Consider the following 15,988-nt stretch of genomic DNA (forward strand, 5'->3'; position numbering starts at 1 on the left):
TTACTCATCCGGGTTCAGACGACGACGGCTGATGATTCGCAGCAGACGCCACAGCACCCATGCCAGCAAGACCACGCTGACCGCAGCCAGGATAGCGAGCAGAACCGGATGGTTAGCCAGCGCATACCACAGGCGTTCGAACCACGGCAGATGGCCCACGTAGTACACATCCCCCACGCGCAGGCTATTGACGCCGGACTCACGGATCACCGACACGGAACCAAACATCGCGGCACGTTTACCGCTGTCGTTCATGGCCGTATTGAGCAGTTCATAGCCGCGCGGGCTGTCCGCGAGGAGAGCCACCACGCTGCGCTGTTCGTTGTAAGGCGACTGGAAGCCCACCACCGCGGCCATCGCCCCCTGAGACGTTACCGTCGTCTGCGCGCTGGCCTGACGATCGTTCACATCCGGCATAATGCTCGGGAACTCGGTCTGTCGCAGCGGCGTATTAACCCAGGACTGGGCCGCTTTCACCAGCAGATCGATACGTTTGTCATCCTTCAGCTTATCCGGGATGGTCCCGATCACCATGATGTCAGCATCTTTGTTCTGAATCTGGCTGCCATCGTCCGTCAACGTGACGTTAATGGCCGGTAATCCTGTTTGTCCTCCAACGGTCGCCATGGTGTCGAGCAGGGTCGTAACCTGACCTTCGTTTGGCGCTTTTGGCATTACCACAATGGACTCAGAGAGATCGGCCATACGGCTGAACGGGAAGCCCGCGTTAGCAAAGGCGCGCAGGTCCGGCATCGCCAGGAAGTGATAGTACTTCGAGAAGTCGATGGTCGACTCATCGCCAATCACCACGTGGTTCTGTACCGGCTGGAAGGTGATGCAGTTTTCCGCCGAGCCGCCAGGCATCGGGTTCATGTACTGGAAATCAAAGCGCAGCTGGTTTATCGCACCCAGCTTCAGTGCCGGAATAGAAACATCCGTTTTACCGTCCAGCAGCCCCTGCAGCACCGGCAGGCGAAGCATCAGGCGGTTCGTATCCTGCGTGCTTTGCAGGCTGAAGGATTGCAGGAACTGGTTGTTCAGGCTGATATCCATGCGCGAGCTGTCTTTGGTGGCTGGCGCGGTATAGCGGTAGTTCAGATTGATATCAATGCCGTTGGTACGCAGCAGGTACAGATCCGGCGGCAGATTCAGCGACAGGCTAATCGGCGCTGGCTCAAGCCCCGTCGCCTGCAGCTGTTCTTCATAGGTTTTCAGCTCGCCAAAGGTGACCGCACGGTCGGTACGTACCCAGTTTGGCGCATCATAAGGTTTACGCGCCAGCAGCGGCTTGACCTCATCTATCACGACGCTGTTGCCGCGAAAAAGGACGTTGCCCTGGGCAATGGCTTTTGCTGCCTGAACCAGATCTTTATCATCACGACCAAAGACCACCAGCAGCTTCACGTACGGGTTTTCCGGGTGGCTTATCATCTCAACGGTCGGCGCTTTGACGTCCGGATGATCGCGCAGGAAGGCCGGACGTTTTGCATTGGTGGCAAACACAATGGCATTTCTGTCCGGCAGCTTGTCATACATCGCCGGGAAGCTCTGACCGCGCCAGCCCGCGCGTGAACCAAACCAGGAGGCCACAATGGTGGCCGCCAGCTGCTCGGTCACGTCCGGGGACGAGGCAAACACCATCGGCAGCGTGAGCGGGCGGTTATCACGCGGATCGAAGAACGGAACCGGGAAGGCCGAGAGATCGTTTTTCAGCGCCAGCGACTGGTAGGTCATCTGCAGCGAGGAGTTACGCCCGACGTCCATCCACAGCGTGTTGCTGGCCGGGTTTTCGCAGACATCGCGGTAGTGGCCGACAAACTCCAGGCGAATACGGTTAAAGTCGGTGATAAACAGCGGGTTGATCGGCACCTGCGCCTGCGTTTTCTTGCCGAGCTGCTCTTTCGTGACCGGCAGAACGTCCATCAGCTCGTCATTCAGATAGACCTTCAGCTGAGACTGGGTCGGCAGCAGCGACGGCGACGGCGTGTATTCGAGATTCAGCACCGCATTAGAGACGACCTCGTCGCTGCGCATGCCAAATTCAATGCCGCCGTTAGGGTTGATGCCGCGCAGCACCATGCTGCCCGGAGGCGGCGCAATTTGCGCGAAGGTCAGCTTCACGTCACGCGACGGCGCATTGTCCGCAACGACGGGCGCATTCGCCCCCCGGACGCCCGGCATCACCTGCCCGATGACCTGACCGTCTACCGGCAGGGTGTTCCCCTCCGTTGGCTGGTTCGGCATGATGTTTTCAGTTTGACCCGGTGCCGCGGTGACAACCGGATCGGTTGCTTGCGCGACGACAGGTACGGTTGGCGCAGGCGTTGCCGCTGCGTTACCCGGGGCTGCGTTAGCCATTGTTGCGGGGATCGCATTCATCCCCATTGCCACTGCACATAACCAGGAAAGTTTTGTTTTCATCGCGTTATCATCATTGTTGAGCCATAACCGGGTCCGCCTGCTTCGCCTCATCCCGCTCAGGACGACGAGGAATGAACGACACGACCCAGGAAACCAGCGAAGTAAGTGACCGGAAAATTAATTTCACCGACGACGGGGCAAATTCTGCAAGGTGACGATAGCCACGGAACCCCAGCTTCAGAATATCCAGCAGGCTTTCCAGAGGCTTATCCTCCGGGAAGCTGTCCTGCCAGAGAGCCCACGTATCCGCGCGGGCAAACGTACACTGCACAAAATCGATATGTTGCTTTTTGGTCAACGGCATCAGCTGCAGGCCGACTTCATTGCCCACCACGCGAACGACCTGTGTCGGGAAGACATACTCCTGCTGGCCGCGCTTAAGCAGCAGGTTAACTTTTTGCCCTTCCAGCACCTTCGCCTGGCCGTTGATTTTGATCCCCAGACCGCCGTCAGAGAAGTCGTGCACGGTACAGGAGAACAGATGGCCATCTTCACGGGCGATCGCCGCTGGCATGCAGATTTCCACGCGATGCGCGCGACGAACCTGTTTGCTCTCCACCGACACCGCCACCGCGCCGCCGAGGATAATCAGGTTGTAGAAGACCCACGCCATACTGACGAAGACGGTCAGGATTTCGTTTTCCGGACCGTAGAAGTAGCGCCAGATACCCGCAATGACGCCCACGATATTCAGCAGCACCAGGAAGATATACGGCCGGGAGATCACCCAGTCGACGTACTCCTCCTCCACCAGCCCGCCCTTCGCGGTGACGTTGAATTTCCCTTTGTGCGGGTTAATCAGCGCCACCATCGTCGGCGGCGCGATGTACCAGGCCAGCACCGTTTCGTAGATTTCACTCCAGAAGGAGTGGCGGTATTTCCCCTGTATCTTCGAGTTCGTCAGGCTCGCGTGGATCATGTGCGGCAGAACAAACAGCGCAATCATCAGCGCGGGAGCGTAGATGATATAAGCGTGAAGAAGCAGGAACGCCAGCGGCGCGGTCAGGAAGATCAGCCGCGGAATGCCGGACAAGAAGTGGAACATGGCATTGACGTAGCAAAGACGTTGCGCCAGCTTGAGTCCTTTCCCGATCAGGGGGTTATCAAGACGGAAGATCTGCACCATGCCGCGCGCCCAGCGAATACGCTGACCAATGTGCGCCGACAGTGACTCGGTTGCCAGACCGGCCGCCTGCGGGATACGCATATAGGCAGAGGTATAGCCACGACGGTGCAGGCGCAGTGAGGTGTGCGCATCTTCAGTGACCGTTTCGACGGCGATACCGCCAATTTCATCCAGCGGCTTACGGCGGATAACGGCGCATGAGCCGCAGAAGAAGGTGGCGTCCCACATGTCGTTTCCGTCCTGTACCAGCCCATAGAACAGCGTGCCTTCGTTCGGGGTTTTGCGGAAGCGGCCAAGGTTACGTTCAAACGGGTCCGGCGAGAAGAAGTGGTGCGGCGTCTGCATCATCGCCAGCTCTTTCTCCTTCAGGAACCAGCCCATGGTCATCTGCAGGAACGAGCGCGTCGGCACGTGGTCGCAGTCAAAAATCGAAACAAACTCCCCGGTGGCATACTTCAACGCGTTGTTGATGTTCCCCGCCTTAGCGTGTTCGTGCGTCGGACGGGCGATGTATTCGACGCCGACCTCCTCCGCGAACTGGCGGAACGCCGGACGGTTGCCGTCATCCAGGATCCAGACCTTGAGCTTGTCTTTCGGCCAGTCGATGCCCAGCGCGGCATAGATGGTGTTCTTCACCACGCTCAGGTCTTCGTTGTAGGTCGGCACGAAGAGATCGACGGTTGGCCACTGGGTGGTGTCCTTTGGCAGCGGAACCGGCTGGCGGTTGAGCGGCCAAATCACCTGGAAATAGCCCAGCACCAGCACAATCCAGGCATAGGTTTCAGCAAACAGCAGCACCAGGCCGCACACCAGACTCACCGGGTCGTCCCAGTTCAGCGTCGAGGTATAACGCCACCAGATGTAGCGGCAGGAGACGGTCAGCGACAACACGATCAGCATCAGCGCCGAGAAGCGACCCGGAATTCGGCGCACCAGCAGCGCCACGCCCCACAGCAGGATCAGGAAAGTGAACTGCGCCAGAGGGTTGAAAGGCTGCGTAATACAGACCAGCGCCAGAATGAGCGAGAACACGACGATTACGCCGAGGATAAAACGCCGCAAGCCCGGGTGAAGATGCCCGAGCTCTTTATGGTTATCCAGATGGCTGGTCTTATCGCTTACGCTGTCGGGCAGTCTGTCCAGCCACTGATGATAGCGTTCACGTAACTGCTGCACGCGGGAGAAGCTCCGCCAGTGCGGCGTTTTTGTCTCCGCGCGGGATGAGGTCGCCACCAGCCAGATGGCCTGAATGAGATAGCGCGCCGGATCCAGTGGACGCGGCCGGTCAGGATTAATGTGCGGATATAGCTCGCTGTGCCGTGCACGTATGCGCTGCCAGCGCGGGTGTTCAAGCGGTATAAACATCCAGGCCAGAATCATCCAGAAACAGCCGAGCGCGGCGCTAAATGCCGACGCACCGTGACGGCGAAAATGCCGGTAATGTTCGCTCAAACGCGAACTGACCGGTGGGATGAGTAACCAGCTGGCGAGACGACTCATACAGCACTCCCTGCATGCTCCGCCCTGTTGGCGAAGTTCAGCAGACACCAGTTAGCCAGCGTCAGGATCTCTTCTGCCGCCAGTGAATCGCTGCGGTATTCACCGAGCGGTTGCTTCGACGCAAGGCATTCCGCCATTCCCTCATCACGATGGATGACAATCGGAAGCAGGCGGCGCTGGCTTTGCAGCCAGACTTGATAGAGATCGTCCTGGATCTGGCTGCCAATGCGCAAATCGTTAATCAGGATATGGCCATTTTGAGGCAGTCCCTGCTGGTGCAGGCGGATATGGCAGTTCGCATCGACGTTAACGATCGAGAGGACATGATCGCACTGGGCGATAAGCTGTCGTGTCAGCGTGCCGGCACCGTGCGGCAGATCCAGCAAGATCCACTTGTAGTGCCCCTTTTCCCTCAGGCTCTGCAGCGCCAGCGTGAACTGTGAAAACAGGCGCTGGTACGCGGCTTCATTCTCGCGTTCCGTGGTGGTCAGTTGACCAAACGGCAGCAGGTCAAGAAGGGAGGTATAGCGCATACCTGCATCCTGCCAGTCTTTATCGTCAAGCAGCGCGCGGGCCCAGCCCTCTTCGCGAGTAAAGTCGACGTTAAACGACATACGCAGCAAATTATCGGCGCAGGCGTCAATAACCAGCACCGATTCACCTAAAAGCTGTAATGACCACGCCAGCGCCGCGGTAACAGATGTGGTACCCACACCCCCACGGACACCCTGTAATCCGAGTATGGCCATCAATGGCTCCCTTATTGTTGATGGGCGAATTCAGCTAATAACGGCCAGCGTTTAATAGCCGCAGCCAACTGTTCCCGCTGGGAAATATCGGTGTAATCTATTTCAGGTAAAGAAAAGGCCTGCGTCAGCGCCAGAAAATCGTTTTGGAATGTGTAACCCAGGGTCGAGTCGACTGGGGTTCCGGGTGCGTTATTATCCATTCTTTTTCCATCCCTTTGCGTAAAATCGCCAGTTCAGAAGTAGCGAGGCATCCTGCCCTATGAAATTTCATTTACATGCTAAATCTGATGTTCTTTAATTTCAATGTTAGGTTTATTTCTACGCTTTCGCTAGTAAACTGAGATACAGATAAATTAGACGAAAAGAGGGACACCGTGGACTCCATATTTTCTATTGGCATCCAGTCATTATGGGACGAATTGAGCCACATGCCAGTCGGAGGAGTCTGGTGGATTAATACGGACCGTAATGAAGATGCTATCAGTCTGGTAAACCAGACAATTGCTGCCCAGGATAAGGATTCCCGCGTGGCTGTCATTAGCATGGGCGAAGATCCGAAGAAAATTATCACGCTGGAAAACGATCGCGGCCCTCAGACGGTGCGATTATTTTCCATGACATCGGAAGCCGATAGTCTATACTTTTTGTCCCGCGACGTTCAGTGCACTATTGATCCGGATCACTATTTAGTGATTCTTAAATGTGCAAATAACGTCCTGCAAAATATCCCTGCTGAAAAACTGCTGCCCTGGCTGGAAAAAATCAATAAATGGGCAAAATTTCAAAATTGCACGCTACTGATAGTCAATCCCGGCAGTAATAATGACAAGTTGTTCTCACTTTTAATGGGTGAATATCGTTCTCTGTTCGGTCTGGCAAGCGTTCGTGACCAGGTGGGCAGCTATCTCTACGATATTGCATTCTGGTGTAATGAAAAAGGCGTGAGCGCCAGACAACAACTTACGCTGAAACATATCGAGGGTAAGTGGCACCTGGCACAGCAGGAAGAAACCGTGGTGCAACCGCGCAGTGATGAAAAACGTATCCTGAGCCATATCGCGGTTTTAGAGGGGGCACCGGCCCTGTCGGAAAACTGGTCGCTGTTTGAATCTAACGAAGACCTTTTCCACGAAGCCCGCACAACCCAGGCGGCGACCCTTATTTTCTCATTGATGCAGAATAACCAGATTGAGACGCTGGCAAGGCAAATCCACACCCTGCGCCGCCAGCGCGGAAGCGCGTTAAAAATCATCGTGCGCGAAAACAATACCAGCCTGCGCGCCACCGATGAGCGCCTGCTTCTTGGCTGCGGGGCAAATATGGTTATTCCGTGGAATGCGCCGCTGTCACGCTGCCTGACGCTGATCGAAAGCGTTCAGGGCCAGCAGTTTAGCCGCCATGTACCGGAAGACATTTCCACACTGCTCTCTATGACGCAGCCGATGAAGCTGCGTGGATATCAAAAATGGGATACCTTCTGCGACGCCGTCGGCAATATGATGAGCAATACGCTTCTTCCTGCAGACGGAAAAGGGGTTATGGTTGCCCTGCGTCCTGTACCGGGTATCCGCGTTGAACAGGCGCTCACCTTGTGTCGCCCCAACCGTACGGGAGATATCATGACCATTGGCGACAATCGCCTGGTACTGTTTTTGTCCTTCTGCCGGGTCAACGATCTCGATACGGCGCTAAACCATATCTTCCCCCTGCCTACCGGGGATATTTTCTCGAACCGTATGATTTGGTTCGAAGATAATACGATCAGCGCGGAGCTGGTACAGATGCGTGCGCTCCAGCCTGAACAATGGGCTAAACCGCTCGCAATTAAGAGCGATGCGAAACCGATCCTCAATGCCAGACATGATGGCCATATCTGGCGCCGGGTTCCGGAGCCCCTTCGCTTATTAACGGACAACGCGGAGAACGCACCATCATGAATATCAGCGATATCATCCAACTGGTTATATTCTGTGCGCTGATTTTTTTCCCGCTTGGCTACTATGCACGCCATTCCATACGTCGTATTCGTGATACGGCCAGAGTGCTGTTTATAAAACCTCGCTATGTAAAACCAGCCGGAACACTGACACGGGCATCACACGTCAAGGCAGACCGAAAACATGACTAATTCTACCTATACCGCTTCGTCACCCTCGCCGCTCTGGCAATACTGGCGCGGCCTTTCCGGCTGGAACTTCTACTTTCTCGTGAAGTTTGGTCTGCTGTGGGCAGGCTATCTGAATTTCCATCCCCTTCTTAACCTGGTGTTTATGGCCTTCCTGCTGATGCCCCTGCCGAATATCAGGCTGCATCGCTTGCGTCACTGGATAGCCATCCCTGTCGGCTTTGCGCTGTTCTGGCATGATACCTGGTTACCGGGGCCGGACAGCATTATGAGCCAGGGGTCGCAGGTGGCAGGCTTTAGCGCCAGCTATGTCCTCGATCTGACCGAGCGGTTTATTAACTGGCAGATGATTGGCGCGGTATTTGTGCTGCTGGTTGCCTGGCTGTTCCTGTCACAGTGGATCCGCATCACGGTGTTTGTCGTCGCGATTATGATCTGGCTGAACGTGCTGACGCTGGCTGGCCCGGGCTTTTCGCTGTGGCCTGCTGGTCAACCGACCACCACGGTGACCACCACAGGGGGAAGCGCAGCAGCAACCGTTACCACGGCTGGCGATACGCCTGTAGTGGGCGATATCCCAACCCAGACCGCACCGCCGACCTCCACAAATCTGAACGCCTGGCTCTCCAGCTTCTACACTGCGGAAGACAAGCGACAGACTAAATTCCCGGACGCGCTGCCGGCGGATGCTCAGCCGTTTGAATTGCTGGTGATCAACATCTGCTCTCTCTCATGGGCCGACGTGGATGCAGCCGGTTTGATGTCCCATCCGCTGTGGTCGCATTTCGACATTCAGTTTAAAGATTTTAACTCTGCCACCTCGTACAGCGGCCCGGCAGCAATCCGTCTGCTGCGTGCAAGCTGCGGTCAGGCATCGCATAAGAATCTGTATCAGCCTGCCGGCAATCAGTGTTATCTGTTTGATAACCTCGCCAAACTGGGCTTTACGCAGCATCTGATGCTGGGACATAACGGCCAGTTCGGTAACTTCCTGAAAGAGGTGCGTGAACAGGGTGGTATGCAGGCACCGTTGATGGATCAAACTGGTCTTCCCGTTACTCTGCTGGGCTTCGACGGCTCGCCGGTTTATGACGATACCGCCGTGCTGCAGCGCTGGCTTCAGACCATCGAGAAAGACAGTAATCCGCGCAGTGCGACCTTCTTTAACACCCTGCCGCTCCACGACGGTAACCATTTCCCGGGCGTGAGCAAAACGGCAGATTATAAAGTGCGTGCGCAGAAATTCTTCGACGAGCTGGACGCGTTCTTCACGGAGCTGGAAAAATCAGGCCGTAAAGTGATGGTGGTTGTGGTACCTGAGCACGGCGGCGCGCTGAAAGGCGACAGAATGCAGGTGTCGGGTCTGCGTGATATCCCAAGCCCGTCCATCACCAACGTGCCTGCTGGCATTAAATTCTTTGGTATGAAAGCACCCCATCAGGGCGCACCGATTGAAATCACCCAGCCGACCAGCTATCTGGCAATCTCAGAACTGGTTGCCCGTGCCGTTGACGGGAAGCTGTTTGTGGAAGATAGCGTGAACTGGGATCAGCTCACCAGCAACCTGCCGCAAACGGCAGAAGTCTCCGAGAACGCCAACGCGGTCGTCATTCAGTATCAGAACAAACCGTACGTTCGCCTGAACGGCGGGGATTGGGTACCGTATCCGCAGTAACTGATTTACCCCTAACCCTCTCCCCATTAGGGAGAGGGGATAGTCAGTGCGTTGTTATTGCGCCGAAATCCACGCCAGCATTTTCAGACTTGCCGAATAGTAGTCGTCTTTAGAGGTGATTTCGGGTTCTCCGGAAGACTGTCCCATCGTTAAATCGCGTACAGCCAACAGGCCGCCTTCCATCATGTAGGGCGCATATTCGTTGGTCATGACGTTAACCCAGGCGGGCGTTTGTTCCCGGGGGAATTGCCCAAACCAGGCTTTCCACGGCGCCAGCAGCGGGCTTTGCTTATCAGACCAGGCAAGATACAGCGGAATACGAATCGCGTCATAGCTCATTCGCGGCGGCCAGCCTGTAGCGGGTGCCAGCTTGCCATCAGATGCCAGTGAAACCCAGTCAGCGGGCAGATTCGCTTTTCCCGAGCCCATTTTCCCCAGCAGACGTTTGCCATCCTTAATCAAATCGCGCCAGACAGGCAAATGACTGCGTCCGGCGAAGGCCTGCCAGGCCGGAAACACGAAGTAGGAAGGATTAAGGACTATTTCACCGTCAAGCTTAAATCCCTGGACGCCGGGCAGCATCACGCGGTAACCCGCATAGCGGATGACGCTATGGGCAACCAGCGCTTTTGTGATGGCATCCGATGCGGCACCGTAGCGTTTTTCGTGCCAGCGGGCATCGGCTTTAAGCAGCGCCCAGGCAATCAGCACATCGCCATCGGCGGCATTGTTTTTGTCCGCGACCGGGTTGGACTCTGCGGGGTTATAGCGCCAGTAAAACAGACCGTTCTCTTTGTTCTTCAGCTCACGGTTTGTCCATTGCCAGAGCTTATCGAACGTGGCCTTATCGTCGTTGGCCACTGCCATCAGCATGGCAAATCCCTGACCTTCCGTATGCGACACGCCGCCATTGCCGGTATCGACAATGCGGCCTTCCGGTTTGAAAAAGCGTGCCTTATAACTCTCCCAGGCCTGACCCGCCTGAGAGAGGGGTGAGAACAACACGCTCATCATGACGGCCAGCGTCGCGCAGACGGTTTTTCGCATCATTCACTCCATCCGATTATTCGGCACTCCGCAGGGAAATCTCACCGCCCATCCAGGGTTTGATCACACCATCTTGCTCCAGGAGCAGCGCGCCCTGAGCGTCAATACCGCGGGAAATGCCGTAGATTTCTTTATCCCCAATCAGCAATTTCACCGAGCGGTTGATGAAGTTATCCAGTTTTTCCCAACGAGACAGGAACGGTGCCAGCCCTTCCTGCTCAAAAAGCGTGAGCGAGCTGCGCAGCTCTTTAATCATACGTACGGCAAGGGTGTTACGATCGATGACGATCCCCGCCTCCTGGAGGTTAGTCCAGGCCTGATTCACCACATCATTCTGGACATTGCGCATCACCATATTGAGGCCCGCGCCAATGACGATTTGCGCCGCATCGCCCGTTTTGCCCGTCAGTTCGACCAGAATGCCGGCAAGTTTACGATCGTTGAGGTACAGATCGTTAGGCCATTTAACACGCACTTGATCCGCCCCCAGATCGTGAAGCACCTCCGCCATAACGATACCGATGACCAGACTCAGGCCAATGGCAGCGGCCGGGCCCTGATCGAGTCGCCAGTACATAGACAGATAGAGGTTGGCACCAAAGGGGGAAAACCACTTGCGGCCACGACGGCCGCGACCGGCCTGCTGATACTCAGCAACGCAGGCATCGCCGGATTTCAGCTCAGGCAGACGATCCAGCAGATACTGGTTCGTCGAATCAATCACCGGCAGCACCGCCACATTACCGTATCCAATCTGGCTGCGGATCGTGTCTTCATTCAATAATTGTATCGGCTCCGGCAGGCTGTACCCTTTTCCGGGAACCGTGAACACATCAACCCCCCAGTCGCGAAGCGTCTGGATATGTTTATTAATGGCGGCGCGGCTCATGCCGAGCTGTTCACCCAGTTGCTCGCCGGAATGGAATTCACCATCCGCCAGGATACCAATCAGGGTTAACGGGACCGTATTGTCCTTCATGCGATAGTCTCCACGGCGTTGACTTCACCTGTGCGACCAATGAAGCGGACTTCTGGCTCCAGCCAGACGTTAAATTTTTCGCCCACACGCTGACGAACATAATGAGCCAGCTGTACCACATCGTCGCTGGTTGCATCGCGCTGGTTAATCAGCACCAGAGCCTGCTGTCGGTGAACGGCTGCCCCGCCGACTGAAGTGCCTTTTAGCTGGCATTGATCGATAAGCCATCCTGCTGCCAGCTTCACGCTGCCATCCGCCTGAGGGTAATGTGGCGCGGTTGGCCACTCCTCCAGAAAACGTCGGGCATTTTCGCCGCCGATCACCGGGTTTTTGAAGAAGCTTCCTGCATTTCCGTTAACTTTGGGATCGGGAAGCTTGGTCATCCGCATATGGCAAACCGAGTCAAAAACGTCGCGTGCGGTAACGGTAGCCGGATCGAGACGCGTTAAATCCCCGTAGGTCAATACGGGCTGCCAGTTCTTCGACAGACGCAGGCCCACGGCGACAATCACGTAGCGATCCTGATATTCATGCTTGAAGATACTGTCACGATAGCCAAAACGGCACTGTTCTGCCGTTAAACGCGTGGCCGTTCCGGTCGCCAGCTCGATGCAGTCGACATAGTCACAGACGTGCTTCAGTTCGATGCCGTAGGCGCCGATGTTTTGAATGGGTGACGAGCCGGCGCAGCCTGGAATAAGCGCAAGGTTTTCCAGACCCGGAATCTCTTTTTCGAGGGTAAATTGCACCAGGTGATGCCAGTTTTCTCCGGCACCCACGTGCAGATGCCAGCTATCGGCATGCTCTTCCACACCAATTCCCATGATGCGGTTAATAATCACCGTTCCCGCAAAATCGTCGAGAAACAGGACATTACTTCCTTCGCCCAAAATCAGTACGGGTTCGTTATTTTCTGTTGCGCTTTGCCATGCATCCAGCAGCTGCTGTGCAGTATCGGCACGTACAATTTGATTAGCATTGCGTTGAATGCCAAAGGTATTCCAGGGCTTAAGGGAGTGGTTCATAGACGCTATCCTGATGCAAAAACGCAGGTAGTTTACCGTATAAGCAGGGCGTTGGGGGATCTGTTTGTGCAGCGCAGAAACGCAAAAAGGCCATCCTTCCGGATGGCCTCTTCACTTGTTTGATGCCTGGCAGTTCCCTACTCTCACATGGGGAGACCCCACACTACCATCGGCGCTACGGCGTTTCACTTCTGAGTTCGGCATGGGGTCAGGTGGGACCACCGCGCTAAAGCCGCCAGGCAAATTCTGTTTAATCTGTATCAGGCTGAAAATCTGTCTCTTCGCCAAAACATCTTCGGCGTTGTAAGGTTAAGCCTCACGGTTCATTAGTATCGGTTAGCTCAACGCATCGCTGCGCTTACACACCCGACCTATCAACGTCGTCGTCTTCAACGTTCCTTCAGGAGACTTAAAGTCTCAGGGAGAACTCATCTCGGGGCAAGTTTCGTGCTTAGATGCTTTCAGCACTTATCTTTTCCGCATTTAGCTACCGGGCAGTGCCATTGGCATGACAACCCGAACACCAGTGATGCGTCCACTCCGGTCCTCTCGTACTAGGAGCAGCCCCCCTCAATTCTCCAGCGCCCACGGCAGATAGGGACCGAACTGTCTCACGACGTTCTAAACCCAGCTCGCGTACCACTTTAAATGGCGAACAGCCATACCCTTGGGACCTACTTCAGCCCCAGGATGTGATGAGCCGACATCGAGGTGCCAAACACCGCCGTCGATATGAACTCTTGGGCGGTATCAGCCTGTTATCCCCGGAGTACCTTTTATCCGTTGAGCGATGGCCCTTCCATTCAGAACCACCGGATCACTATGACCTGCTTTCGCACCTGCTCGAGCCGTCACTCTCGCAGTCAAGCTAGCTTATGCCATTGCACTAACCTCCTGATGTCCGACCAGGATTAGCTAACCTTCGTGCTCCTCCGTTACTCTTTGGGAGGAGACCGCCCCAGTCAAACTACCCACCAGACACTGTCCGCAACCCGGATTACGGGTCTACGTTAGAACACCAGCCATTAAAGGGTGGTATTTCAAGGACGGCTCCACGCAGACTGGCGTCCACGCTTCAAAGCCTCCCACCTATCCTACACATCAAGGACCAGTGTTCAGTGTCAAGCTATAGTAAAGGTTCACGGGGTCTTTCCGTCTTGCCGCGGGTACACTGCATCTTCACAGCGAGTTCAATTTCACTGAGTCTCGGGTGGAGACAGCCTGGCCATCATTACGCCATTCGTGCAGGTCGGAACTTACCCGACAAGGAATTTCGCTACCTTAGGACCGTTATAGTTACGGCCGCCGTTTACCGGGGCTTCGATCAAGAGCTTCGCGTTGCCGCTAACCCCATCAATTAACCTTCCGGCACCGGGCAGGCGTCACACCGTATACGTCCACTTTCGTGTTTGCACAGTGCTGTGTTTTTAATAAACAGTTGCAGCCAGCTGGTATCTTCGACTGATTTCAGCTCCACCCGCAGGGGCTTCACCTACATATCAGCGTGCCTTCTCCCGAAGTTACGGCACCATTTTGCCTAGTTCCTTCACCCGAGTTCTCTCAAGCGCCTTGGTATTCTCTACCTGACCACCTGTGTCGGTTTGGGGTACGATTTGATGTTACCTGATGCTTAGAGGCTTTTCCTGGAAGCAGGGCATTTGTTACTTCAGCACCGTAGTGCCTCGTCATCACACCTCAGCGTTAATAAACGACCGGATTTACCTAATCGTTCCGCCTACATGCTTAAACCGGGACAACCGTCGCCCGGCTAACATAGCCTTCTCCGTCCCCCCTTCGCAGTAACACCAAGTACAGGAATATTAACCTGTTTCCCATCGACTACGCCTTTCGGCCTCGCCTTAGGGGTCGACTCACCCTGCCCCGATTAACGTTGGACAGGAACCCTTGGTCTTCCGGCGAGCGGGCTTTTCACCCGCTTTATCGTTACTTATGTCAGCATTCGCACTTCTGATACCTCCAGCAACCCTCACAGGCCACCTTCAACGGCTTACAGAACGCTCCCCTACCCAACAACACATAGTGTCGCTGCCGCAGCTTCGGTGCATGGTTTAGCCCCGTTACATCTTCCGCGCAGGCCGACTCGACCAGTGAGCTATTACGCTTTCTTTAAATGATGGCTGCTTCTAAGCCAACATCCTGGCTGTCTGTGCCTTCCCACATCGTTTCCCACTTAACCATGACTTTGGGACCTTAGCTGGCGGTCTGGGTTGTTTCCCTCTTCACGACGGACGTTAGCACCCGCCGTGTGTCTCCCGTGATAACATTCTTCGGTATTCGTAGTTTGCATCGGGTTGGTAAGCCGGGATGGCCCCCTAGCCGAAACAGTGCTCTACCCCCGAAGATGAGTTCACGAGGCGCTACCTAAATAGCTTTCGGGGAGAACCAGCTATCTCCCGGTTTGATTGGCCTTTCACCCCCAGCCACAAGTCATCCGCTAATTTTTCAACATTAGTCGGTTCGGTCCTCCAGTTAGTGTTACCCAACCTTCAACCTGCCCATGGCTAGATCACCGGGTTTCGGGTCTATACCCTGCAACTTAACGCCCAGTTAAGACTCGGTTTCCCTTCGGCTCCCCTATACGGTTAACCTTGCTACAGAATATAAGTCGCTGACCCATTATACAAAAGGTACGCAGTCACACCACGAAGGTGCTCCCACTGCTTGTACGTACACGGTTTCAGGTTCTATTTCACTCCCCTCGCCGGGGTTCTTTTCGCCTTTCCCTCACGGTACTGGTTCACTATCGGTCAGTCAGGAGTATTTAGCCTTGGAGGATGGTCCCCCCATATTCAGACAGGATACCACGTGTCCCGCCCTACTCTTCGAGTTCACAACCTGTGCATTTTCGTGTACGGGACTGTCACCCTGTACCGTGCGACTTTCCAGACGCTTCCACTAACACACAAGCTGATTCAGACTCTGGGCTGCTCCCCGTTCGCTCGCCGCTACTGGGGGAATCTCGGTTGATTTCTTTTCCTCGGGGTACTTAGATGTTTCAGTTCCCCCGGTTCGCCTCGTTAACCTATGTATTCAGTTAACGATAGTGTGTCGGAACACACTGGGTTTCCCCATTCGGACATCGCCGGGTCAAAGGTTCATATCACCTCGCCGGCGCTTTTCGCAGATTAGCACGTCCTTCATCGCCTCTGACTGCCAGGGCATCCACCGTGTACGCTTAGTCGCTTAACCTCACAACCCGAAGATGTTTCACTTCTGATTGCGAAAATTTGAGAGACTCGAACACACCTTAAAGATGTGTCGTTTCAATTTTCAGCTTGATCCAGATTTTTAAAGAGCAAAACTTCGCAGTGCACCTTTTC

The 15,988-nt window shown here is 55.1% G+C and carries 10 protein-coding genes and 2 rRNA genes; 3 read left to right on the plus strand and 9 right to left on the minus strand.

The genetic code is table 11. The features are described 5' to 3' along the window. The 4 genes from bcsB to bcsR are packed head-to-tail and all read right to left on the minus strand — an operon-like array spanning position 1 to position 5,996. Complete coding sequence (gene bcsB / locus PI91_RS23125) at positions 1-2,421, minus strand: cellulose biosynthesis cyclic di-GMP-binding regulatory protein BcsB (RefSeq protein WP_052232751.1); 2,421 nt, start codon at positions 2,419-2,421, stop codon at positions 1-3. 10 nt (positions 2,422-2,431) lie between these two features. After that, entirely contained in the window at positions 2,432-5,047 is a 2,616-nt protein-coding gene (gene bcsA / locus PI91_RS23130; RefSeq protein ID WP_021242136.1) for a UDP-forming cellulose synthase catalytic subunit, read from the minus strand. After that, the gene (bcsQ, locus tag PI91_RS23135) at positions 5,044-5,796 is read right to left on the minus strand and encodes a cellulose biosynthesis protein BcsQ (protein ID WP_008503236.1); all 753 of its coding nucleotides are present in this window, start codon (positions 5,794-5,796) and stop codon (positions 5,044-5,046) included. The genes bcsA and bcsQ overlap by 4 nt, the downstream gene beginning before the upstream one ends. Positions 5,797-5,807: 11 nt before the next feature. Further along, positions 5,808-5,996, minus strand: a complete 189-nt coding sequence (bcsR, locus tag PI91_RS23140; RefSeq protein WP_021242135.1) for a cellulose biosynthesis protein BcsR — start codon at positions 5,994-5,996, stop codon at positions 5,808-5,810. Positions 5,997-6,170: 174 nt separating this feature from the next. On the opposite strand from bcsR, the gene bcsE reads away from it, so the two are divergent. Genes bcsE through bcsG form a run of 3 tightly spaced genes read left to right on the plus strand, consistent with a single transcriptional unit; the run spans position 6,171 to position 9,596 of the window. Beyond that, positions 6,171-7,733, plus strand: coding sequence for a cellulose biosynthesis c-di-GMP-binding protein BcsE (gene bcsE, locus PI91_RS23145; RefSeq protein WP_023326268.1), 1,563 nt, complete (start codon positions 6,171-6,173; stop codon positions 7,731-7,733). Further along, on the plus strand, positions 7,727-7,924 hold the full coding sequence (gene bcsF / locus PI91_RS23150; protein WP_024908822.1) for a cellulose biosynthesis protein BcsF: 198 nt from the start codon (positions 7,727-7,729) through the stop codon (positions 7,922-7,924). The genes bcsE and bcsF overlap by 7 nt, the downstream gene beginning before the upstream one ends. Further along, positions 7,917-9,596: a cellulose biosynthesis protein BcsG gene (gene bcsG, locus PI91_RS23155; protein ID WP_008503239.1), complete on the plus strand. Its 1,680-nt coding sequence runs from the start codon at positions 7,917-7,919 to the stop codon at positions 9,594-9,596. The genes bcsF and bcsG overlap by 8 nt, the downstream gene beginning before the upstream one ends. A 54-nt stretch (positions 9,597-9,650) precedes the next feature. Here bcsG and PI91_RS23160 read toward each other — a convergent pair whose 3' ends face one another. The 5 genes from PI91_RS23160 to PI91_RS23180 form a co-directional block, all read right to left on the minus strand. Continuing rightward, positions 9,651-10,643: a glycosyl hydrolase family 8 gene (locus PI91_RS23160; RefSeq protein ID WP_039267188.1), complete on the minus strand. Its 993-nt coding sequence runs from the start codon at positions 10,641-10,643 to the stop codon at positions 9,651-9,653. A 16-nt stretch (positions 10,644-10,659) separates the two neighbouring features. After that, positions 10,660-11,622 carry a bifunctional biotin--[acetyl-CoA-carboxylase] ligase/biotin operon repressor BirA gene (birA, locus tag PI91_RS23165; protein ID WP_039267190.1) on the minus strand — a complete coding sequence of 321 codons (963 nt, stop codon included), beginning with the start codon at positions 11,620-11,622 and terminating at the stop codon, positions 10,660-10,662. Then, positions 11,619-12,647, minus strand: a complete 1,029-nt coding sequence (gene murB / locus PI91_RS23170) for a UDP-N-acetylmuramate dehydrogenase (RefSeq protein ID WP_039267191.1) — start codon at positions 12,645-12,647, stop codon at positions 11,619-11,621. Before murB ends, birA begins: the two co-directional genes overlap by 4 nt. Positions 12,648-12,771: 124 nt before the next feature. Next, positions 12,772-12,887 (minus strand): 5S ribosomal RNA (gene rrf, locus PI91_RS23175). A 65-nt stretch (positions 12,888-12,952) separates the two neighbouring features. Next, positions 12,953-15,857 (minus strand): 23S ribosomal RNA (locus PI91_RS23180). Between the last annotated feature and the right edge of the window lie 131 nt (positions 15,858-15,988).

Source organism: Enterobacter sp. FB, assembly GCF_000805795.1.
In the GTDB taxonomy this organism is placed as follows: Bacteria; Pseudomonadota; Gammaproteobacteria; order Enterobacterales; family Enterobacteriaceae; genus Enterobacter; species Enterobacter roggenkampii.